This window comes from Sphingomonas sp. Leaf339 (assembly GCF_001426195.1).
Taxonomy (GTDB): Bacteria; Pseudomonadota; Alphaproteobacteria; order Sphingomonadales; family Sphingomonadaceae; genus Sphingomonas.
This window is the reverse complement of the sequence record NZ_LMRS01000023.1, coordinates 88,102-109,898: the sequence shown is the minus strand read 5'-3', so window position 1 is coordinate 109,898 and position 21,797 is coordinate 88,102. Positions and strand designations below refer to the sequence as shown.

Sequence of the window (21,797 nt, the reverse complement as noted above, 5' to 3'; positions counted from 1 at the left end):
GACGTCGACCCGGTACGGGGGCGGATCGACGGAAGTAGGATGTTCCGGCGGCGCGCAGGCGTTATGGGGCATGAATGACCGAACCAACCATTACCGCCGCTGCGCTGCCGACGCCGCCTGTCGCGGCTGTCCGCCCGTACAGCTACACCGCGCACGGGGTGACGGTGGACGATCCCTATGCATGGCTGAAGGACGCGGCCTATCCGGACGAGGTCGAGGATGCGGCGATCCTCGATTACCTGAAGGACGAGAATGCGTATTTCGAGGCGGTGATGGCCCCGCACCGGCCGCTGATCGACCGGCTGTACGAGGAGATGAAGGCGCGCATCAAGGAGGACGATTCCTCGGTGCCGCAGAAGGACGGCGACTGGCTGTACTGGACCGCGTTCGAGACGGGCGGTCAGTATCGCAAATGGTGGCGCAAGCCCGTGGCCGGCGGCGACGACGAGCTGTTGCTGGATGAGCCGGCGCTGGCGGAGGGGAAGGAATATTTCCGGCTCGGCGCGTTTTCGATCAGCAATGGCGGCAATCTGCTGGCCTATGCGATCGACGACAATGGGTCGGAGCGGTTCACGGTGCGGGTCAAGGATCTGACCACCGGCGAGCATCTGCCCGAGGTGATCCCAGGCATGTTGTCGGACATCGTGTGGACGGCGGACGACAGCGCGTTCCTCTATGGTCTGGCCAACGAACAGTGGCGGACGGACAATGCACGGCTGCACCGATTGGGGACGCCGGTGGCGGACGATATCGAGCTGTACAAGGAGGCCGACGAGGGCTTCCGCGTGTCGGTGGGCGAAACGGGGTCGCGGCAATGGATCGTGATCGGCACGGGCGACCATGTGACGAGCGAGATCCGGCTGGTGCCGGTGAACGACCCGACCGCGACGCCGATCCTGGTGTCGGCGCGCCAGCCGGGGCGCGAATATGACGTGGACGAGCATCAGGGCACGCTGTTCATCCACACCAACGACATAGATCCGCAATTCCGCCTGTGCACCGCATCGATCGACGCGCCGGGCGAGTGGGCCGAGCTGATCGGGCCGAGCGCGCATTTCTATATGACGGGTGTCGATTGCTATCGCGATTTCTTCATCGTCGAGGGGCGTGAGGACGGGCTCGATCAGATCGAGATCCACCGCTATGATTCGAGCGTGCCGGTGCAGCGCGTGGCGTTCCCGGAGGCGAGCTATGCCGCGGGCATGGGCGACAACCCCGAATACGACCAGACCGTGCTGCGCATGGGATATGAGTCGATGGTGACGCCGGGGACGGTGTTCGATTACGACGTCGCGACGGGCGAGCTGACGACACTGAAGGTGCAGGAGATTCCGTCGGGCTATGACGCCGGTCGCTATCGAACCGAACGGGTGAAGATCGCGGCGCGCGACGGGACGGAGGTGCCGGTGTCGATCGTGTATCCGGCGGGCTTCGTGCGCGACGGGACGGGGCCGCTCTATCTCTACGCGTATGGCGCGTACGGCATGGCGATCCCGCCGGGGTTCTCGACCGGGCGGCTGAGCCTGCTCGATCGCGGCTTCGCCTTTGCGATCGCGCATATCCGGGGCGGCGACGATCTGGGCCAGCAATGGTATCTGGACGGCAAGCTGGAGAAGCGCACGAACACGTTCAATGACTTCGTCGATGTGGCGCGCGGGCTGGTCGCGGGCGGCTGGACGGGCGAGGGGCGGATCGCAATCGCGGGCGGTTCGGCGGGTGGCGAGCTGATGGGCGCGGTGGCCAATTCCGATCCCGGATTGTGGGGCGCGGTGGTGGCGGACGTGCCGTTCGTCGACGTGCTGAACACCATGATGGACGCGGACCTGCCGCTGACGCCGGGTGAATGGCCGGAATGGGGCAATCCGATCGAGGATGCCGACGCGTTCGCGCTGATCCGCTCATACAGCCCGTACGACAATGTCGTGGCGCAGGATTACCCGCCGTTGTTCATCAGCGGCGGCCTGAACGATCCGCGCGTGACGTATTGGGAGCCGGCGAAGTGGGCGGCGAAGCTGCGCGCCACGAAGACGGACGCCAATGTACTGCTGCTGAAGACCAATATGGGCGCGGGGCATGGCGGCAAGTCGGGCCGGTTCGAGAGCTTGCGCGAAGTGGCCGAGGAGCATGCGTTCGTGCTGTGGCAGCTCGGGATCGCCGAATAGGTGGCGATCGAGGCGTTCCTGGCGCGCTATGGCCTGGCGGCGATCTTCGTCGGCGCGGGCGTGGAGGGCGAGACCGTGGTGGTGACGGGCGGGCTGCTCGCGCATCAGGGTATCGTGCCTTTATGGGGCGCGATCTTAGCGGCGGTGGCGGGGTCGTTTGTGGCGGACCAGATATTCTTCCAGATCGGCCGGCGGTACCGCGACCATCCGCGCGTCCGGCGGATCATGGGCCGGCCGGCGTTTGCCCGAGCTTTGTCGGCGTTCGAGCGTCATCCGGCGTGGTTCATCCTGATCTTCCGATTCCTGTACGGCGTGCGGACGATCAGCCCGATCGCCGTCGGCACCACCAATGTCGCGATGCGGACGTTCCTGCCGCTGAACCTGCTGGCGGCGGCGCTGTGGGGGACGCTGTTCACGACGCTGGGGTATGTATTCGGCGACGGGATCGAGGCGTTGATGGGGCGGTTGAAGCCGTCGCCGCAGACGCTGGGGATCATCGCGGGGGTGGTGGTGCTGGTGATCGCGATCCGCTGGTGGCGGGCGCGGGAGGTATGACGGCGGGGGTGCAGTTCCGGCAGGACTTCGTCGCGGCGGCGGCGGATATCGACGAGCTGGGGCATGTGAACAACGCGGTGTGGGTGCGCTGGATTCAGGACATGGCGACCGCGCACTGGGCGGCGGTGGCGCCGGCCGAGCATCAGGCGGCCTATGCGTGGGTCGTGACCCGGCACGAGATCGATTATCGCGGCAACCTGACCGAAGGTGGACGGGTGACGGGCGAGACATGGGTCGGCGAGCCAAAGGGCGCGCGATTCGACCGGCATGTGCGCTTCGTGGATGACGCGGGCCGGGTGAAGGTGGCGGCGGTGACGACCTGGGCGCTGATCGACCGGGCGACGGGCCGGTTGCTGAGGGTGCGACCGGAGGTCGCGGCGCCGTTTCTGGTGCGCGACTGACCGGGGGTCAGTCGATCGTGTCGGTGTTCAGGATCGCATCGATCTTTGCCACCATCGCGGTGTAACGCGGATCGGTGATGCTGCCATAATCGCGGATGAAAGCGGCCTTCTTCATGCCTTCGGGCTGTTTCAGCAGCACGGGCGGCAGCAACTGGTCCGGCGTGGCGGCGGCGAGGCGGGCGGCCTCGCCCGGTTCGTTGGCGCGGCCGGCGGCGCGGAAGCCGGCGCGGTCGGCGGAAACATCGACGAACGAGAAGCCGGACGGATCGCCGATCGCGAAGCTGGATTGCGGCGACAGGCTGTCGGCCAGTTCCTTCCATTCGCCGATCGCCTGCGCGAACTGTGTGCCTGAGGCGGCGGCGATGGCGGCGGAGAGCGACCAGTGTTTGGGCAGGTCGGCGCGGCCGTGAATCGTGACGGTCGGCGGCGCGATGTGGCAGGCGGCGATGCCGGCGGTGGCGGCATCGGCCAGCTCCGCAACGCGGTCATCGACCAGGAAGATCGCCAGCGCGACGAAGGCGGCGCGGTTGCGAACGACGTCGGTTTCGGCCCCTTTGGGAGCGGAGAAGACGCGGCGGACATGCGTCGCGAAATCGTCCGACGGCGTGCGGCGCTGGGCGGCGGCGAGCGCGCAATAGAGACGGGTGGCGACGGCGCCATCGATCGGGCCGGGCGGGCGGGGCAGATCGACCACGGCGGCGACTTCGCCGCCGCCGACCGCGATGCCGCGGACCAGCGTATCAAGCGGGCCGACCTCGATCCCGCGCCACAGCGCGAAGCGGCGGGTGGTCTCGATCAGCTTGCGCGTCCAGAAGGGCGAAAAGGTGACACTGCCGATCCGCAGCCGCGCGTGGGGAAAACCGGTCTGGCGACCGCCGGTGACGAGATCGGCATTGAACCAGCGACCGAGCGGCAGGGCGCGGCTAACCGTGACAGCCACCGCCTGATCGCGCAGCGTGACGGCGAAGCGGGCGGGGCGGAAACCATGGCTGGCGAGCGCGGCCATGCCCTGCAACTCGTCGGCGCCAAGGCGGATGCCATGGGCGCGTGGCGTTTTGCCCTCGCCACGCAACTGCATCACGGCGTCGCGCCCGGCGCCGGCCTGTTCGGCGGTGGGGGCGGGCATCGGCGGCACGGCGGGCGCTGCGCTGGTGAACAGGAACCAGAGGGCGACGATCAGGGCGACGATAACGGCCAACGCCCATCCCAGCCCGCGCAGCCAGCGACGAGGCTGGCGCGGTGCCGGATCGGCGATGGTGTCGAGCGGAAGGGTAGCGGCGGCCATGCGGATCGTGCCTATCCCCGATCGCTCCGTCCACGTCCACCGCGACCCGGCAGGACGTGCGCGGTGTGCGGCTTATTGCGGTGCAGCAAGTCGTAGCCGGTCCATTGCCAGCCCTTCGTCGGCGCTGGCAATGGTCACGCGGTGGCGGCCGGATGATAGCGTGCCGGGGACGGCGACCGACAACAGATTGTCGAGGACACCGGCCGACCAAGCCGGGTCGCCGGTGGTCCGCGGTATCACGATGGCGTGCGGGTGGCCGTCGATCGTGACGGTCAGGTTGAACGCGCTGTCACCACCGCCTCCGGGGAAGGTTGGCAGAATGTCGATCGCCAGCGACTGGGGCGTCGTGAGGGTGAGGTCGTAGGACAGCGATGCCGTGCCACCGGCGGCGATCATCGCCCCGTGGCCGCGCCCCAGTCCCGCGACGAAGCGCCAGCCCTTGGGTGGTGCGACGCTTTCCGCCTCAATGATCGACGGGTCGCTGGCCGGGCGCAGGGCGGGGGGTGGGCTGTCGTCGATCAGACCGGCGGCGGGCAGGGCGAGGGGGACGGTACGATAGCTGGTCCATTGGTTGTCAGCGGGCTCCTCGGCCATGAAACCGCGCCATTTGCCGTTGGCGATGGTGTCGAAACGGCGGGTGAGCGCCTTGATCGCGGCGTCCGAGCGGTTGGCGTCGGCGCCCCAGCGACGGGCGATGCCGGGTTGGGCGTCGATCATCGTCGCATAGCGCTCGGCGGCAAAATAGCGGCGGTTGGCGAACGCGGCGGCGCGGACGGGGTAGGCGACCAGTTCGAAAAAGGCATCGGCCTGTGCGGGCGGGATGGCCGGTTCGATCCGGTCGAGGTCGGCGACGAGCGCGTCGAAGGCGGCGAGGCGGGTGTCGATCTGCACAGGCGTCAGCGGACTGCGGCGGGCGCGCTGGCCGGGCAGCCACCATTGCAGATGCTCGGGCCGGCGTTCGAGATTGAGGGCGTACCAGCGGTTCAGCACATCGGCGATCGCGGGTGACGCCTTGCCGCCGAAGGTGCGGGTGGCCCAATCGGCGAGGAAGGTGGCTTGCGTCTGCGTGCGCGATCCCTCGACGTTCCAGGCGAGGTCGAGGAAGGCGGTGACGCCGATCTCGGCGGGTTTCAGGTCGCCGACATTGGCGATCCAGACGCTGCGCGCGCCCTGATCGAACGCGCGGGTCATCTCGGTGCGGATCAACGCGGGCGGGGTGGTGCCGAGCCAGAGATAGGACAGCGGCGCACCGAGATAGGACAGGTGGTAATAGATGCCCGAGCCACCCGACCGCCGTCGCTCGGGGGCGTTGGGGAATTGGCGGATATAACCGAAATTATCGTCGGGCCAGACGAGCGTGACGTCGTCCGGCACCTTCAATCCGGCACGATAGAGATCGAGCACTTCCTTGTAGGGCACGAACATCTGGGGGATGCGATCGACCTGCGGATCGATGTTTTTGGCAAGCATGGCGCGCTGATCGGCGAAGACTCGAGTCAACAGGTCGATCTTGCCGGCGGGCGTGTCGGCGCCGACAATGCCGGAATCGTGGATGCCGCGCATCCCGAGCGTCCACAGGCTTTCGTAGCGCGCGTTGCTGCGGACGCGTTCGTCCCAATAGGCGCGGACGCCGTCGCGGTTGGTGGCATAGTTGAAGCGGTCCGGCGCGTCGGTCCACTCGCCGACATTATCGCGCAGCATCGGTTCGGCGTGGGAGGACCCCATGACGATGGCATAGTCGTCGGCCAGCTTCGCGTTGGCGGAGTTGCGGTTGAAGGGCGCGCTGACGTGATGCATCGCCGGCCAGACGGTGTTGGCCTTCAGCCGCAGCATCAGGTCGAACAGGCGCGCATAGGTCTTGGGACCGATGCCGCCGTTTTCTGGCTCGAACGTCTTGGCGGCCCAGGGGTGGAGGCCCCAGTCCTCGTCGTTGAGGAACACGCCGCGATACTTGACCGAGGGTGGGCCGAACCGGTGCGTGCCGGCGGCGATGTGGAGTGCGGCGTGGTGGGTGGCGGGGACGTCGGCCCACCAGTGCCAGGGCGACACGCCGATCGACTGGCTGAGTTCGTACACCCCGAACGCGGTGCCGCGCCGGTCGCTGCCGACGATGACCAGCGCGGCGGGGATGCCGGGCGCCGGGCGGCGGACTACGATAATGAGGAAACTCTCCCACGCCCCGCGCAGGCGCCGGACGTCAAGTGTGCTGGCGCGGACCAGCGCGTCGATCGTGCGGTTGCGGCCGAGCGTGCCGATGATGACGGGGCGGGTGCCGGGTATCGGCGCAGTCGTGGTCGTGGTGGTGGCGATGCCGGTGACGGCGCGGATGTCGGCGGCGAGATCGGCGGCGGCGCGGGCGACGACGGCATGGTCGGCGGGGTCGTAGAGGATCGGGGCGGCGGTGGCGTTGGCGGCGAGGGGAAAACTGTTTTTCGTGGAATGGTCGGTGGCGAGTTGTGCGGCGGCGGGGGAGGTCAGGAGGGTGAGGATCAGGAAGAGGGTGGAAGTCAGTCTCATTTACGGCCCTCTCCAATCGTATTTTGAGACTGTCATAGCGCGTGTTGAGCCGTCGCGCATTCGGCTTTGATGGCCGCCCTCACCCCTCCGGCGCTTTGCGCCTCCCTCCACTCCCGGTTGGAGAGGGAAAGTTCTACAATTCCCGGCCGGTCAGGGTGGCGATGGCCTGGATGATGGCCAGATGTGTCAGGCCCTGAGGGGTGTTGCCGAGAAAGGCGTGGGTGTCGGGGTCGATCATTTCTGCATAGGTGCCGACGCCGCGGCCATCGAGGGTGGCCATGGCGGCGGTAAACGTCGCCTCTGCCCGGTCCTGTTGACCGAGCAGGGCGCGGGCCTCGACCAGCCAGAAGGTGCAGGCAAGGAAGCAGCCTTCCTCCTTGTCGGCGCCGGTGTAGCGGTAGTGGAAGGCGCCGCGGCCGAGTTCCTTGTCGATCGCGTCAAGCGTGCGGGCCAACCGGTCCTGCCCGTCGAACTTGAAGCGGACGGCGAGCGCGATGCTGGCGTCGATCTGGTCGGCGCCGGGGTACATCAGATACGCACCACGCTTCTCCGACCAGCAATGCTCGCCGATCCAGTCGGCGATGCGGGTGCGCTCGCGTTCCCAGCGGTCGCGACAGGTCGAGGGCATCTGGCCCTCGTCAACCAGCTCGATCGCGCGTTGCAGCGCCTGCCAGCAGCTGATCTTGGACATGGTGTAGTGCTGGGGTTCCTCCAGTTCCCAGATGCCGGCGTCCTTCAACCGCCAACGATCAGCGCATTCGTCGGCAAGGTGCGACAGGGTTTCGGCACTCTGCGAATCGATGATGTTGCCGCACGCGACAAAGCGGCCGACGGTTTCGAAGATGTCGCCATAGATGCCATGCTGATGCTGGTCGCCCGCCAGGTTGCCCATCACCACCGGTGTCGAATTGCGATAGCCGGGGACGTCGACCTCTTCGGGCGGGGGCACTTCCTTGCCGTCGAGCGTGTAGCAGACCTGCGGCTGGCCTTCTCCCAAGCGTTTCAACAGCCAGGTCAACGCGGCCTTCGCCTCGCCCCAGGCGCCGATACGCAGGAACGCCTTGATCGTGTAGCCGGCGTCACGAATCCAGGCGTAGCGATAGTCCCAGTTCTTGGGACCGCCGATCTTCTCCGGCAACGAGCTGGTGGCGGCGGCGGCAATCGCGCCGGTGGGCGAATAGAGCAGCAGTTTCAGCGCGAGCGCGCTGCGGATCAGCTCGGGCCGCCACGCGCCGTCATGGTGGAGCAGCGACGACCAGTCACGCCATTCCTTGTCCGATCGATCGATGCGGGCGTCGATATCGGCGATAGGGGGAACGATCAGCGGCTCATCCTCGCCCGCCACGATCGCCAGCGTTGCTCGCTCACCGGCGTTGACCGTGACGGTGGCGGCGATGCCTGTGTCATCCATCCGGCCGATGCGGACATTGTCGGTGCGCAGGAACAGGCCGAGGACATGGCCGGCGTGGAAGATGTCATGTCGGCCGCGCCGTGACAGGTACGGGTTGATTGTGTCGGCCTGACGACTGAAGCGCAGGTCGATGGCAAAGGTGACGCTACCCTCCACCCCCTCGATCCGGCGGGCGAGTTCGGCCCAGGGCAGGCGGCCGGCGGTGTTGCTGTTGAGCGATTCGACCAGGGTGGCGCGACCGGTGTCGGTGGTGAAGACCGTCTCCAGCACGTTGCTGCATTCGCGATAGCAGCGGGTGACGGTGTGGGAGGAGTCGGGCGTGATCGCGAAACGGCCGCCCTCTTCGGCGGAGAGCAGCCGGTCGAACAGCGGCGGCGAATCCATGTTGGGGACGCACCACCAGTCGATCGAGCCGTCCGACCCGCTGAGCGCAATGCCGCGGCCGTCGCCGAGCGCGCCATATTCCTCGATCGGCAGATAACCGTCGGCGTCGCGCGTGGCGCCGCAGGTCTGTTGGGGAGAGGTGGTCACGTATTGCTCCGGCAGGGGTCCGGTTCGTCAACCGATGGCGGGCGCGAACGGCTCCGCCCGACATGCAGGCGGTAGAGAAAAGAGCCGTGATGCGTTGCGGCATCAAATCCCAAGACATTGATCGCAGGAGACTATCATGAGCATCGCATCGGCATTCGGTTTCGGTTCGGACAAGAAGGTTCGTTATGCCGTCGTGGGTCTGGGCGACATCGCGCAGGCGGCGATGATGCCCGGCATCGCCCATACCGATAACTCGGAACTTGTCGCATTGGTGACGGGCGACGCGGAAAAGGCGCAGCGGCTGGCCGAGATGTACGACGTCGCCGACACATACACGTACGAGCAGTTCAGCGAGATGCTGGCGTCCGGCAAGGTCGATGCGATCTATCTGGCGACCCCCAATTGGCGTCATGCGGAATTCGCAATCCCGGCGCTGGAAGCCGGTGTGCATGTGCTGGTCGAGAAGCCGCTGGAGATTTCGGTCGAACAGGGTCGGGCGATCGAGGCGGCGGTAAAGGCGTCCACCGCGAAGCTGATGGTGGCGTATCGCCTGCATTTCGAGCCGGCGACACTGGATGCGATCACCCGCATCCGCGACGGCGAGCTGGGCGACCTGATCTGCTTCACCTCGTGCTTCGGGCAGATGGCTGATCCGGCCAATCACCGCGCGGATAACGGGATCGAGGCGGGCCCGCTGTTCGACATGGGACCGTATCCGATCAACGCGACGCGTTATCTGTTCGGGGACGAGCCGACCGAGGTCGTATCGGCGGTCGCGACGCGGCACCCCAATGCGGGCCTTGGCGATATCGACGATACGGTGGCGGTGACGCTGCGCTTTCCGGGCAACAAACTCGCGCAGTTTACGGTGTCCTATTATGCCAACAACGTGAACAGCCTGATCATCGCAGGCACCAAAGGGTCGATCCAGATGAGCCCGGCCTTCGGCTATGGCGATCCGCTGGAGCAGAACCGGACGATCGGCGAGGACAAGAGCCACGAAAGCTTCAAGAAGACCGACCAGTTCGGCGGGCAGATGAAGTATTTCTCCGACTGCATCCTGAATGGCCGCGATCCCGAACCGGATGCCGAGGAAGGTATCGCCGATCTGCACGTGATCGAGGGGATCGTGAAGGCGCTGGAAACCGGCACGTCGCAAAAGTTGGAACCGTTTACGCGCACGCGCCGCATCGACCCGGAGACGCAGTTGCAGACGCTGTCCTACAAGGCGCCGCCAAAGGAGGAAGTGAACGCGTCCAGCCCGACGCGGGAGTCGTAAGTTGGATTACGGGATCAAGGGTCGCATCGCCCTCGTGTCAGGGGCGGATTCCGGCATGGGCAAGACGGTCGCGCGGATGCTGCTGGAAGAAGGGTGTCGCGTCGCGATCACCGACCGGACGGATGGGGAGCTTCACACCAGTCTGGCGGACTTGAAACAGTATGGCGAGGTGATCGCGTTCGAGGCGGATGTGACCGACAATGACAGCGTGATCGCACTGTTTGAGCAGGTGCGACGCAAGCTGGGCGACCCCGATATCCTCGTCAATTGCGCGGGCGTCACCGGGGCGACCGGTGATTTTCTGGAGGTGGACGACAAGGGCTGGCTCGATACGCTCAACATCAACCTGATGGGCGCGGTGCGGATGACGCGTCAGGCGATACCGGCGATGCGTGAACGCGGCTGGGGCCGGATCGTCCTGATGGCCTCGGAGGATGCGGTGCAACCCTATGTCGACGAACTGGCATATTGCGCGTCGAAGGCGGGGGTGCTGAACCTCGCGAAAGGTCTGTCCAAGGCCTATGGCTGCGACAATGTGCTGGTGAACAGCGTATCGCCGGCCTTCATCGCAACACCGATGACCGACAAGATGATGCAGAAGCGGGCGGACGAGAACGGGACGTCGATGGATGAGGCGATCGACAGTTTTCTGAAAGAGGAGCGGCCCGGCATGACGCTGAAGCGTCGCGGCAAGGCGGAGGAGGTCGCGGCGGCGATCGTGTTCCTGTGTTCCGAAGGGGCGAGCTTCATCAATGGGGCGAATATCCGGGTGGATTCCGGGTCGGTGCAGACGATGGCGGGATAATTTCCCCACGATCTCGGATCATCCTGCCCGTCTTGGCCTAACCAATCGCGGCGATGATCGCGCCGGCAATTTCCCGTGGCGCGCGTAATACATCGTCGGCGATCGTCGGCACCGTCGCCCAGCGGCCGAGCAGTTCCGCCGCCGCCATCAGCGCATAGTTGGTGCGAACGCGGGTCTGCAGGGCGAAATCGGCCTCGTAAGCATCGAGCGCGTCATCGGTATAGCTGCGCTTGCGCTTTTGCAGGATCAGGGTGCGGGCGATGTCGGCGGGGGTGTCGAGATAGACCGACAGGTCGGGGACCGGTAAGCCGAACTGGTTGACCTCCAGCCGGGCGATCCACGCCATCAGATCGCGCGCCTCGTCCGCGGGAACCTGTGCGGCCTGATACGCCATGTTGGAGGCGATGTAGCGGTCGAACACGACTACCTCGTGCGTCGCCGCGGCTGTCGCGATGACCGCCGCCGATTCGAAGCGGTCGAGCGCGTAGAGCGTCGCCATCGCCCTGGGCGAGGCGGTGTGGGGTAGGCGGCCGGCGAGGTAATCGCCCAGCACATGTCCGCCCAGCGTATGCGTGTAGCGCGGGAAGGACAGGACCGTCGCCGTGCGGCCGGCGGCGTTTAGTTGCGCGGCGACCTCGGCGGCGGCGGTCGCCTTGCCGGCGCCGTCACCACCCTCGATCGCCAGAAGGAAACCGGTCACGCCTGCATCCGGGCGTGGTGGCGGATCACCTCGTCGATAATGAAGCGCAGGAACTTCTCGGAAAATTCGGGGTCCAATTGCGCCTCGGTCGCCAGTTGGCGCAGGCGGGCGATCTGGCGTTCCTCACGACCGGGATCGGCGGGGGGCAGGCCGTGCGTCGCCTTGTGACGGCCGACCGCCTGCGTCACCTTGAACCGTTCGGCCAGCATATGCACCAGCGCCGCATCGATATTGTCGATCGACTGGCGATAGCCCTGCAACACCTGATCGGCCGGTTCGGTCATGGTCGGACGCTCCTTTTCGAAAGGCTCTTTGCGCGAGGGAGGGCGCCATGGGCAAGGGCGGGGTTGCGTTGCGGCGGGCTTGCCGCCACTTGGGCAGTGATGACCGCGACCGTCCACCGCCTCAGCGCCCGTACGCCTTCGCTCGAACCGATCATGAGCCTCGTCACCGGGGACATGAATGCGGTGAACGCGGTGATCCTCGATCGCATGCAGTCGGACATACCGCTGATCCCCGAGCTGGCGGGCCATCTGATCGCCGGCGGCGGCAAGCGGATGCGGCCGATGCTGACGCTGAGCAGCGCGCGGCTGATCGGCTATACCGGTAATCGCCATCATCGCCTCGCCGCCGCGGTGGAGTTTATCCACACCGCCACGCTGTTGCATGACGATGTGGTCGATGGGTCTGACCTGCGTCGGGGCCGGCGCACGGCAAACATCATCTGGGGCAATCCGGCGAGCGTGCTGGTCGGCGATTTCCTGTTCAGCCGGTCGTTCGAGCTGATGGTCGAGGACGGCAGCCTGAAGGTACTGAAGATCCTGTCGAACGCGTCGGCGGTGATCGCGGAGGGCGAGGTGAACCAGCTTACCGCCGCGCGTCGGGTCGATCTGCACGAGGATCGCTATCTCGATATCATCGGCGCCAAGACTGCAGCGCTGTTCGCCGCCGCGTGCCGCATCGCCGCGGTGGTGGCGGAGCGGCCCGAGGCGGAGGAAGCGGCGCTGGACGCCTATGGCCGCAATCTGGGCATCGCGTTCCAGCTGGTGGACGATGCGATCGATTACGTGTCCGACGCCGGTACGATGGGCAAGGATGCGGGCGATGATTTCCGCGAGGGCAAGATGACGTTGCCCGTCATCTTGGCCTATGCGCGCGGCGATGCCGACGACCGCAAGTTCTGGAAGGACGCGGTGGAGGGGCGGCGCGACAGCGACGAGGATTTCCTGCACGCGATCTCGCTGGTCCGCCAGACGCGGTCGGTGGACGATACGCTGGCGCGGGCGCGACATTACGGCCAGCGCGCGATCGATGCGATCGGCGGCTTCCCCGCGAGCAAGGCCAAGGAAGCGATGGTCGAGGCGGTCGAATTCGCGGTGGCGCGGGCTTACTGAACGGCATTGCCGTGCCGCTATGGCGCGAAGTCCGGTAATGCTGCATAGGATGCGCATCGCATTTCCCCATCGAGCATGGTGCGACTGAGAGATGCGCGCGCTCCCGCTATGATCGGGAGTTGATTATCATGACATTCATGTGTGAGGCCGGATCTGCCGGTGGGCAGACATCGTGGATGCTGGCGTCCGAGGTGGTCCGATGACCTTCACCGACACCCTGACGAGCGACCGCGATCGCCCCGGTTCGCGCGCCCTGAACATCGCCGTCGAGCGGGCTGCGGTGGTGCAGATGTGCCAGAAACACGACGTGGCGATCAGCGCGATCGAGACGCTGGCATCGGGCGGCACGCATGTAGTGATGGTCAACGGCGCCGGGGCCGAGCAGTTACGGCAGATATATGGGACAAAGGTGATTTTGGGTCCGGTGACGCGATCACGTTGGACACAGTCGCGGATTTGACGGCGTGTTCCATTTGGGGGACGAACGGAAGAAGGGGTGATTCACGCGGAGGCGCGGAGAAGAAGAAGTGGCGGCGTGGATCGCGATGCGCGGGATCGTGATCCGGTAAAGATTGCAGTTATCGACAAGGGCCTGCGGCTCCGGCCGTACGAATTGCCGTGACGCTTCTCTTCTCAGCATTGTCCGGTCAGTCCTGACAGCCGCCGACCGTACATCCTTCCCCGGTTTCGACCTGTAGCGTCGCGTGGCCGATGCCGAATCGGTCGTGCAGCATCGCCTGCGCGGCGGCGAGGAAGTCGTCGCCGGGCGCGCCGGCCGGCATCAGCAGGTGCGCGGTCAGTACCGGCTCGGTGGTGGACATCGGCCAGATGTGCAGATCGTGGATGCGGTCGACGCCGTCCAGTTCCATCAGCGCACCGGCGACGCGGTCGTAATCGATGCCGCGCGGCACCGCGGCCAGCGCCATTTCGGTCGTCTCGCGCAGCAGGCCCCAGGTCTGCCAGAAGATCAGGCCGGCGATGACGAGACTGACGACCGGGTCGATCCAGCCGAGACCGGTCTTCCAGATCACGATGCCGGCGACCACAACACCGGCGGACACCAGCGCGTCCGCTGCCATGTGCAGGAACGCGCCACGGATGTTGACGTCGCCGTGGCGGCCGCTGGCGAACAGCCATGCGGTCAGCGCGTTAACGAGGATGCCGACGCCCGCGACCATCGACACGGTCAGGCCCGCGACGACGGGCGGATCGTCGATCCGCTGCACCGCCTCCAGTACGATCGCGCCGAGCGCCACCAGCAACAGCAGCGCGTTGAGCAGCGCGGCGAGGATCGTCGATCCTTTCAGCCCATAGGTGAAGCGCTTGCTGGCCGGACGGCGTGCGAGAGAGGCACCGCCCCATGCGACGGCGAGGCCGAGCACGTCCGACAGATTGTGGCCGGCATCCGCCAGCAGCGCGACCGATCCGGTCCAGATACCGGCGCCGCCCTCTGCCAGCACGTAGAGGATGTTGAGCGAGATGCCGATCGCGAAGGCGCGGTCGTACGAGGCGAGGCCGTGGTGGTGCGCGTGGCCGTGACCATGGCCGTGACCGATGCCGAAGGCATGGGGTTGGTCGGCCGCATGATCGTGGCCGTGGTCATGCCCATGATCGTGCCCATGATCGTGCCCGTGATCGTGGCTGTGACCATGCGCGTGATGTTGTCCGCTCACATCGATCCTTTCGGCGACCTCGCGCCCCCTGTCCCACCAGCCCCTGCCTGTGGCAAGGCCGGACGCCATGAACTCGCCGTCATCTTACCCGCCGCTGCCGATCGAGGCGGTGCTGCCCGATCTGCTTGGCGCGCTCCATGCGGGATCGTCGGCGGTGCTGGTCGCGCCGCCGGGAGCGGGCAAGACGACGGCGGTGGCACCGGCGCTGCTCGGCGAGGGATGGTGCACGGGCGAGATATTGCTGCTGTCGCCGCGCCGGCTGGCGGCGCGGGCGGCGGCGGAGCGGATGGCGGCGCTGGCGGGGGAGCCGGTCGGGGCAACGTTCGGCTATGCGACGCGGCTCGATACTAAACGGTCGGCGGCGACGCGGGTGACGGTGATGACGCAGGGCATCTTCGTCGCGCGGATTCAGGCGGACCCGGAGCTAGCGGGCGTGTCGGCGGTGCTGTTCGACGAGGTGCACGAACGCAGTCTCGATTCGGATGTCGGGCTGGCGTTCGCGCTCGATGTGCAGGCGGCGCTTAGGCCGGACCTGCGGCTGGTGGCGATGTCGGCGACGCTGGATGGCGCGCGCTTCTCTGCGTTGATGACGGACGCGCCGGTGATCGAGAGCGAGGGGCGGAGCCATCCGCTAGTGCTGCGCCATATCGGCCGCGCGGGCGAACGACGGATCGAGGACGAGATGGCCGCCGCGATCCGGCGTGCGCTGGCGGAGGAGGAGGGCGGGGTGCTCGCCTTCCTGCCCGGCGTGGCGGAGATCGAGCGGGTGGCGGAGCGGCTCGACCGGTTGCCGGAGGGCGTGGTGCTGCACCGGCTGCACGGGAGTCTGGACCCCGCCGATCAGCGCGCGGCGATCAGGCCGGGGGCGGGGCGCAAGCTGGTGCTGGCGACGTCGATCGCGGAGACGAGCCTGACGCTGGATGGCATCCGCATCGTGATCGATTCGGGGCTGGCGCGGCGGCCGCGATATGACCGGGCGGCGGGGATGACGCGGCTGGTGACCGAACGCGCGAGCCAGGCGGCGGCGACGCAGCGGGCGGGGCGGGCGGCGCGGCAGGGGCCGGGGGTCGCGTATCGATTATGGGAAGAGGCGGCGACGGCGGGGCTGCCGCGATTCGATCCGCCGGAGATCGTCGAGGCTGACCTGTCGTCGCTGTTGCTGGCGGCCGCGATCTGGGGCGTCGGCGATCCGCGCGAGCTGGCGTGGCTCGATCCGCCGCCGGTCGCGGCGGTGACGGAGGCGCGAGCGCGGTTGCTGGCGCTGGGCGCGATCGGCGAGGATGGCCGGCCGACGCCGCATGGCCGCGCGATCGCCGGCCTGCCGATGCCGCCGCGATTGGCGCATATGCTGCTGGCGGCGGGGGAGCGCGGATTGACGGGGGTGGCGGCGGATGTCGCGGTGCTGCTCGCCGAGCGAGGGATCGGCGGCAACGATCCCGATCTGGAGACGCGGCGGCGGCGCTGGCGCACGGAGCGGGGACCGAAGGCGGAGGGCGCGCGGAAGCTGGCGCAGCGCTGGGCGAAGCTGGGGCCGCGGGGCGAGGCCGGCACGGGGGGTGAAGGTCTTTGCGTGGCGCTGGCGTTCCCCGACCGGGTGGCGCGGCGGCGGGATGCGTCGGGCGAACATTGGGCGAGCGTCGGCGGGCGCGGGTTCCGGATCGATCCGACATCGTCGCTGGCGTCGGCCGAATGGCTGGCGGTGGCGGAGACGCAGGGGTCGGCGGCGGGTGCGCGCATCCTGTCGGCGGCTATGATCGACCTGCCGACGATCGAATCGCTGTTCGCGGATCGGATCAGGCTGACGCGAACGGTGACGTTCGATCCGGCGACGGGTGGCGTGCTGGCGCTGCGCGAGCGGCGACTCGGCAGTTTGCGGCTGCAATCGGGGCCGGACAGTGCGGCCGAACCGGCGGCGGTCGCGGCGGCGTTGCTGGAGGGGGTGCGGACGCATGGGCTGGACCGGTTGCCGTGGGACGACCGTGCGGCGCAGTTGCGCGACCGGGCAGGCTATGCGGGGATCGATATCGACGCGATGATGCTGGCGCGGCTGGAAGAGTGGCTGCCGCCGTTGCTGGCCGGCCGGCGGCGGCTGGATCAGATCGGCGGCGGCGATCTGGTCGAGGCGATGCGGACAATGATCGGCTGGGACGAGATGCGGCGGATCGACCGGTTGGCGCCGGCCAGCTTCACCAGCCCGGCGGGCAGCACGCATGCGATCGATTATGCCGCCGAGGGTGGTCCACGCGTCGATTTGCGCGTGCAGTCGCTGTTCGGGCTGGCGGTGCATCCGGTGGTGGGGGAGGCCCGCGTGCCGCTGGTGCTGTCGTTGACCAGTCCGGCGGGGCGACCGATCCAGACGACGCGCGACCTGCCGGGTTTCTGGGCGGGAAGCTGGACGGCGGTGGCGAAGGAAATGCGCGGGCGCTATCCGCGCCATCCCTGGCCCGACGATCCCGCCGCCGCGCCCGCGACGCTGCGGACGAAAAATGCGGATGCACGGGCGCGCGGATCGCGGTAGGACGAGCCCATGGCAATCGCTCGCATTTTTCAGCGCCCCAAGAACTCAATGCAGTCCGGGCGTGCACGTACCGACCAGTGGCAGCTCGAATTCGAGCCGTCGGAGGCCAAGCAACCCGATCCGCTGACCGGCTGGGCCGGCAGCGGCGACACGCGCGACCAGATCCGGTTGCTGTTCCCGACGCTGGAGGCGGCCGTGGCGCTGTGCGAGCGGGAGGGGCATGACTACACCGTCGTACCGGCGCCGGAGAAGAAGCTGAAGTTGCAGGCGTATGCGGATAATTTCCGCTAACATTCTACGGTAGCATCGCCCTCACCCATCGCCGGCTTCGCCGTCTCTCCCTCTCCCGATGGCAGAGGGAAGGGGCCCGCCGCCGGAGGCGGTGGAAAGGGTGAGGGCGGCGGTTCTACGCCGCCACCGCCTTCGACCGCGCGGCAAAGCTCTTGCGGAGCTTCTGGAGCTTGGGCGGGATCACCGCCATGCAGTACGGATTCGACCGGCCCGACGTTTCCCAATAATCCTGATGATAGCCCTCCGCCGGATACCAGGTATCCATCGGCTCGATCGTGGTGACGATCTTGCCCCCATTCTCGCCGGCGCGGGTGATCGCGGCCTGCATCGCCTCTTCCTGTTCGGGTGAGGCAGGGAACATGGCGGAGCGGTACTGCGTGCCGACGTCGTTGCCCTGACGGTTCAGCTGCGACGGATCGTGCGTAGCAAAGAAGATGTCGAGGATATCGTCCAACGACACCTGTTCAGGATCGAAGCCGACGCGAATCGCCTCGGCATGGCCGGTGTCGCCGCCGCAGACCTGCTTGTAGGTCGGGTTGGGCACCGTGCCGCCGATATAGCCGCTTTCGACCGACGTGACGCCGATCACATCCTTGAACACCGCTTCCGTGCACCAGAAGCAGCCGCCTGCCAGCGTTACATAGTCCGTCATCACCAACTCCTTTGATCGCAAGATAGGAAGCCGCTAGTCAGCGCGAAAGGGAGACGGCTGATGACGGTGATGGTGACAGGCGGTGCGGGTTATATCGGCAGCCATGCGGTATTGGCGCTGCTGGATGCGGGGCATGAAGTCGTCGTGGTCGACAATCTGGTCACCGGGTTCGACTGGGCGGTCGATGATCGCGCGACGCTGGTTCAGTGCGATGTCGCCGACGAAGGCCGAGTACGCGCGGCGATCCGGGGTCACGGCGTCGATGCGATCCTGCATTTCGCCGGATCGGTGGTGGTGCCCGAATCGGTCAGCGATCCGCTCAAATACTACCGCAACAACACCGCCGCCTCGCGCTCGCTGATCGAGAGCGCGGTCGTGGAGGGAGTGAAGCATTTCATCTTCTCGTCCACCGCCGCGACCTATGGCACGCCGGTCCGCACGCCGGTGGCGGAAGGTGATCCGACGGTGCCGATCAATCCGTACGGCATGTCGAAGCTGATGACCGAGGTGATGCTGCGCGATGTCGCGGCGGCGCATCCGATCAATTTCTGTGCGCTGCGCTATTTTAATGTCGCCGGTGCCGACCCACAGGGACGTTCGGGCCAGTCCACAGCGGGCGCGACGCATCTGATCAAGGTGGCGGTCGAGGCGGCGACGGGACGGCGGAGCCATGTGTCGGTGTTCGGCACCGATTTCGACACCCGCGACGGCACCGGCGTGCGCGATTACATCCATGTCACCGATCTGGCGGCAGCGCATGTCGCCGCGCTCGATCTGTTGCGCGCAAAACCGACCGAGAGCCACACCTTGAACTGCGGCTATGGCCGGGGCTTCTCGGTCGCCGAGGTACTGGACGCGGTCGATCGCGTCACCAACGTGACGATCGAGCGCAAGCTGGAGGGCCGGCGTGCCGGCGATCCGGCCGAGCTGATCTCGGACAACCGCGCAATCATGGCGACGGTGGACTGGACGCCGAAACATGATGATCTGAATGGCATCATCACCGATGCGCTGGCGTGGGAGCGCAAGCTGGCCGAGATGGGTCGATAGGCCGTGCGCCTGCGATCTTTGTTGTTCGTGCCCGGCGACCGGCCGGAGCGGATGGAGAAGGCGCTGGCGTGCGGGGCGGACGCGCTTATTCTCGATCTGGAGGACTCGGTAGCGCCGTCCCGCAAGCATGAGGCGCGGGCGGCGGTGGCGGCGTTTCTGGCCACACCGCGGCGGTTGCCGCTGATCGTGCGGGTCAATCCGTTGGGGTCGGCGCTGATCGACGATGATCTGGCGGCGGTGCTGCCTCATGCCCCCGATGCGCTGATGCTGCCCAAGGCGGAGGGGGCGATGTCCATCACCGCGCTGGCTTTGCGGACGATTCTGCCGATTCTGCCGGTCGCGACCGAGACGCCGGCGGCGATCTTTCAACTGGGTAGCTATGCCGGCGTGGCCGACCGGTTGATTGGCCTGACCTGGGGGGCGGAGGATCTGCCCGCCGCGATCGGGGCGAGTGCGGCGCGGGAGGCGGATGGCCGCTATACCGCGCCGTACCAGTTGGCACGATCGTTGACGCTGTTCGGCGCCCATGCCGCCGGGGTGGCGGCGATCGAGACAGTTTATCCCGATTTTCGCGATGCCGATGGGCTGGCTGCCTATGCCGCGCGGGGGCGGCGCGATGGCTTCACGGGAATGATGGCGATCCACCCGGCGCAGGTGGCGGTCATCAATGCCGCCTTCACGCCGACGGCGGACGAGATCGCCCATGCGCAATCAGTGGTCGATCTGTTCGCCGCCAATCCGGGGGCGGGGGCGCTGCAACTGGACGGGCGGATGGTCGATGCGCCGCACCTGAAGGCGGCGGAACGGTTACTCGCGCTCGCCGCCGATCGAGGCGCGGGTGCGGGCGGTGGCCCACCACCAGCCGAGCGCCCACAAGGTCCCGAAGCTCCACCCGGCGAGCACGTCGGACGGCCAGTGGACGCCGAGATAGACGCGGCTAAGGCCGATCGCGCCGACCAGCAGGACCGAGACCGCGAACAGGTAGCGCCGCGCGGCTGATTCGCGCACCACCTGTGACGCCAGCGCCGCCAGCGTCAGGTACACGATCGCGCTGTTGGCGGCGTGGCCGCTGGGGAAGCTGGCGCTGGATACCGGTACTAGATGATCGACCAGATCGGGGCGGGCGCGTGCCACCATGCGCTTGACCAAGGCGACGACCTCACCGCCCGACCAACTGGCCGCGACCAGCATGGCGGCAGTCAGCCACAACCGTTCGGCCAGCATCAACCCGGCGGATATTGCCACGACCAGGGTCAGGACGGTGCCACCGCCCAGCGCGGTCAGATCGACCGCGACGCCGGGCAGCCATGCTGGACCGCCCGACGCGCGCAGGCCGGCGACAATTGCGCGGTCGGGATCGAACGGCAGCCGGTCGAGCAGCGCGCCGATCGCCAGCGCCAGTCCGGCTGCAACGGCGAGCAGGGCGATACCGGCGAGAGGTGGGGGCAGGCGACGACGCCCGGCCGGATCGTGGCGGTCGCTCATGGCTGATCCATGCCGGTCGGGCGGCGCGGGTGGAAGACGCAATGGCTCATGCCGGCGGCGTTATCACGCTGATCGACAGAGGAAAGCGATACACGGCGATTTCGAGTGTTTGGGCGAAGGAGCAACTTGGCTGCCGGCAGATATTCCAAACCTGGATGAACCCCGACCCATAACGCAAAAAAGCCGCCAGCTCGAAAGCTGGCGGCCTTAAAGTGCCTAAAAACAGGGAGTAATTAGGCGAACGCAACCGCGATCTTGCGGCGGCGATAACGGGTTGCGGCACCGACCATGCCGAAACCAAGCAGCATCAGCGCCCACGTGGTGGGCTCCGGCACTGCAAATACGACGTTGTCGACTTCGAGAGCGTTCACACCGCTGGAGAAGCGAACACCCGAGATACGCTGCTCGCCGGCGGTAGCTACCAGCGTGACGCGACGGTTGGTCGACGGCAGATCCTGATTACCGTTGGCGGGAACGATGAAATCCGAGCCCGTGAAGCTCTGGATCACGTTCCCAGCGGCGTTCAACAGCGAGACGGTGTTGAACGTGTCGATCGAACCCAAGAAGAAGCTGACGCTCTCGAACGACAGAGCCGACTGCAGCGTTGCCGTGCCATTAGCCTGAACCGCAAGATAAGGCGTCTTATCGCTGAAAGCAGGCTCTGCATAATTGTTGTTGGAATCGCCCGAAACGATGCCGGCGGTGCCCGTCGTGGTCAACGCAAACGGTGCCGTTACCGGCGAGTTAAAATTAATCAGCGTGCCGGCAGGCGGCGTAAAAGCAGCACTGCTGCCCGGCGTGGTCATCACGACGACGGCAGCCGATGCCGGCATGGCGAGAACGGCGGCTGCGGTTGCAGCCAGAATGAAAGTGGAACGCATGGAACTACCCCTGTTTATCGTGCGCCTCATCGCGGGCGCTGCGCAACCAAGACAGTATTCCGTCTGAGTCAGCTTCTATTACCCGGAAAAAAATCTGAGTCCCACACGCATGCAAGCATAGTTTGTTAACTAAGCCCCATAATGGGACAGCTTCGCTCGATCGAACCGCATCAGCATCGGTGACGGGGTTGTGGCCTCGTCTTTAGG

Annotated in this window: 19 protein-coding genes and 1 pseudogene; 11 read left to right on the top strand and 9 right to left on the bottom strand. The window is 66.8% G+C overall.

Translation table 11 applies throughout. From position 1 onward, the window contains the following. Positions 1 to 74: 74 nt before the first annotated feature. Genes ASG67_RS10725 through ASG67_RS10715 form a run of 3 tightly spaced genes read left to right on the top strand, consistent with a single transcriptional unit; the run spans position 75 to position 3,118 of the window. Entirely contained in the window at positions 75 to 2,162 is a 2,088-nt protein-coding gene (locus ASG67_RS10725; protein ID WP_056529652.1) for a S9 family peptidase, read from the top strand. Further along, positions 2,163 to 2,717: a DedA family protein gene (locus ASG67_RS10720; protein WP_056529649.1), complete on the top strand. Its 555-nt coding sequence runs from the start codon at positions 2,163 to 2,165 to the stop codon at positions 2,715 to 2,717. It begins immediately after the preceding gene. Next, positions 2,714 to 3,118 carry an acyl-CoA thioesterase gene (locus ASG67_RS10715; protein ID WP_156460802.1) on the top strand — a complete coding sequence of 135 codons (405 nt, stop codon included), beginning with the start codon at positions 2,714 to 2,716 and terminating at the stop codon, positions 3,116 to 3,118. The genes ASG67_RS10720 and ASG67_RS10715 overlap by 4 nt, the downstream gene beginning before the upstream one ends. A 7-nt stretch (positions 3,119 to 3,125) precedes the next feature. On the opposite strand, the gene ASG67_RS10710 is transcribed toward ASG67_RS10715, so the two are convergent. The 3 genes from ASG67_RS10710 to ASG67_RS10700 form a co-directional block, all read right to left on the bottom strand. Then, entirely contained in the window at positions 3,126 to 4,403 is a 1,278-nt protein-coding gene (locus tag ASG67_RS10710) for a hypothetical protein (RefSeq protein WP_056529644.1), read from the bottom strand. 72 nt (positions 4,404 to 4,475) lie between these two features. Further along, positions 4,476 to 6,920 carry a glycosyl hydrolase 115 family protein gene (locus ASG67_RS10705; protein ID WP_156460764.1) on the bottom strand — a complete coding sequence of 815 codons (2,445 nt, stop codon included), beginning with the start codon at positions 6,918 to 6,920 and terminating at the stop codon, positions 4,476 to 4,478. A 133-nt stretch (positions 6,921 to 7,053) separates the two neighbouring features. After that, positions 7,054 to 8,862, bottom strand: a complete 1,809-nt coding sequence (locus ASG67_RS10700) for a glycoside hydrolase family 15 protein (RefSeq protein WP_235535164.1) — start codon at positions 8,860 to 8,862, stop codon at positions 7,054 to 7,056. Positions 8,863 to 8,998: 136 nt separating this feature from the next. Here ASG67_RS10700 and ASG67_RS10695 point away from each other — a divergent pair, with 136 nt between their 5' ends. After that, positions 8,999 to 10,141: a Gfo/Idh/MocA family protein gene (locus tag ASG67_RS10695; protein ID WP_056529639.1), complete on the top strand. Its 1,143-nt coding sequence runs from the start codon at positions 8,999 to 9,001 to the stop codon at positions 10,139 to 10,141. A gap of 1 nt (position 10,142) precedes the next feature. Further along, positions 10,143 to 10,946 carry an SDR family NAD(P)-dependent oxidoreductase gene (locus ASG67_RS10690; RefSeq protein ID WP_056529636.1) on the top strand — a complete coding sequence of 268 codons (804 nt, stop codon included), beginning with the start codon at positions 10,143 to 10,145 and terminating at the stop codon, positions 10,944 to 10,946. Between the two features lie 37 nt (positions 10,947 to 10,983). On the opposite strand, the gene ASG67_RS10685 is transcribed toward ASG67_RS10690, so the two are convergent. Continuing rightward, positions 10,984 to 11,646, bottom strand: coding sequence for a dTMP kinase (locus ASG67_RS10685; protein WP_056529633.1), 663 nt, complete (start codon positions 11,644 to 11,646; stop codon positions 10,984 to 10,986). Then, complete coding sequence (locus ASG67_RS10680) at positions 11,643 to 11,930, bottom strand: chorismate mutase (RefSeq protein ID WP_056529631.1); 288 nt, start codon at positions 11,928 to 11,930, stop codon at positions 11,643 to 11,645. Before ASG67_RS10680 ends, ASG67_RS10685 begins: the two co-directional genes overlap by 4 nt. A gap of 99 nt (positions 11,931 to 12,029) precedes the next feature. Between ASG67_RS10680 and ASG67_RS10675 the strand changes: the two genes are divergently transcribed. Continuing rightward, positions 12,030 to 13,040: a polyprenyl synthetase family protein gene (locus ASG67_RS10675; RefSeq protein ID WP_056529628.1), complete on the top strand. Its 1,011-nt coding sequence runs from the start codon at positions 12,030 to 12,032 to the stop codon at positions 13,038 to 13,040. 199 nt (positions 13,041 to 13,239) lie between these two features. Next, positions 13,240 to 13,500, top strand: coding sequence for a hypothetical protein (locus ASG67_RS10670; protein WP_056529625.1), 261 nt, complete (start codon positions 13,240 to 13,242; stop codon positions 13,498 to 13,500). A gap of 187 nt (positions 13,501 to 13,687) precedes the next feature. On the opposite strand, the gene ASG67_RS10665 is transcribed toward ASG67_RS10670, so the two are convergent. Beyond that, positions 13,688 to 14,713 carry a cation diffusion facilitator family transporter gene (locus ASG67_RS10665; protein ID WP_200940779.1) on the bottom strand — a complete coding sequence of 342 codons (1,026 nt, stop codon included), beginning with the start codon at positions 14,711 to 14,713 and terminating at the stop codon, positions 13,688 to 13,690. Positions 14,714 to 14,780: 67 nt separating this feature from the next. On the opposite strand from ASG67_RS10665, the gene hrpB reads away from it, so the two are divergent. Together hrpB and ASG67_RS18900 are read left to right on the top strand one after the other, a co-directional pair. After that, positions 14,781 to 17,231: an ATP-dependent helicase HrpB gene (gene hrpB / locus ASG67_RS10660; protein ID WP_056529624.1), complete on the top strand. Its 2,451-nt coding sequence runs from the start codon at positions 14,781 to 14,783 to the stop codon at positions 17,229 to 17,231. Positions 17,232 to 17,240: 9 nt separating this feature from the next. Beyond that, positions 17,241 to 17,522 (top strand): ETC complex I subunit, encoded by a 282-nt coding sequence (locus ASG67_RS18900; RefSeq protein WP_056529621.1) that lies wholly within the window; start codon positions 17,241 to 17,243, stop codon positions 17,520 to 17,522. A 115-nt stretch (positions 17,523 to 17,637) separates the two neighbouring features. Here the strand turns inward: ASG67_RS18900 and msrA are convergent, their stop codons facing one another. After that, complete coding sequence (gene msrA / locus ASG67_RS10650; protein WP_056529618.1) at positions 17,638 to 18,174, bottom strand: peptide-methionine (S)-S-oxide reductase MsrA; 537 nt, start codon at positions 18,172 to 18,174, stop codon at positions 17,638 to 17,640. A gap of 60 nt (positions 18,175 to 18,234) precedes the next feature. Between msrA and galE the strand changes: the two genes are divergently transcribed. Together galE and ASG67_RS10640 are read left to right on the top strand one after the other, a co-directional pair. After that, positions 18,235 to 19,224 carry a UDP-glucose 4-epimerase GalE gene (gene galE / locus ASG67_RS10645; protein ID WP_056529617.1) on the top strand — a complete coding sequence of 330 codons (990 nt, stop codon included), beginning with the start codon at positions 18,235 to 18,237 and terminating at the stop codon, positions 19,222 to 19,224. A gap of 3 nt (positions 19,225 to 19,227) precedes the next feature. After that, positions 19,228 to 20,046: pseudogene (locus ASG67_RS10640) on the top strand (HpcH/HpaI aldolase/citrate lyase family protein); the annotation flags it as partial. On the opposite strand, the gene ASG67_RS19505 reads toward ASG67_RS10640, so the two are convergent. Then, positions 20,032 to 20,709 (bottom strand): phosphatase PAP2 family protein, encoded by a 678-nt coding sequence (locus tag ASG67_RS19505; protein WP_056529616.1) that lies wholly within the window; start codon positions 20,707 to 20,709, stop codon positions 20,032 to 20,034. The pseudogene ASG67_RS10640 and the gene ASG67_RS19505 sit on opposite strands and share 15 nt — an antisense overlap. A gap of 233 nt (positions 20,710 to 20,942) precedes the next feature. Continuing rightward, positions 20,943 to 21,590: a PEPxxWA-CTERM sorting domain-containing protein gene (locus tag ASG67_RS10630; RefSeq protein ID WP_056529615.1), complete on the bottom strand. Its 648-nt coding sequence runs from the start codon at positions 21,588 to 21,590 to the stop codon at positions 20,943 to 20,945. Between the last annotated feature and the right edge of the window lie 207 nt (positions 21,591 to 21,797).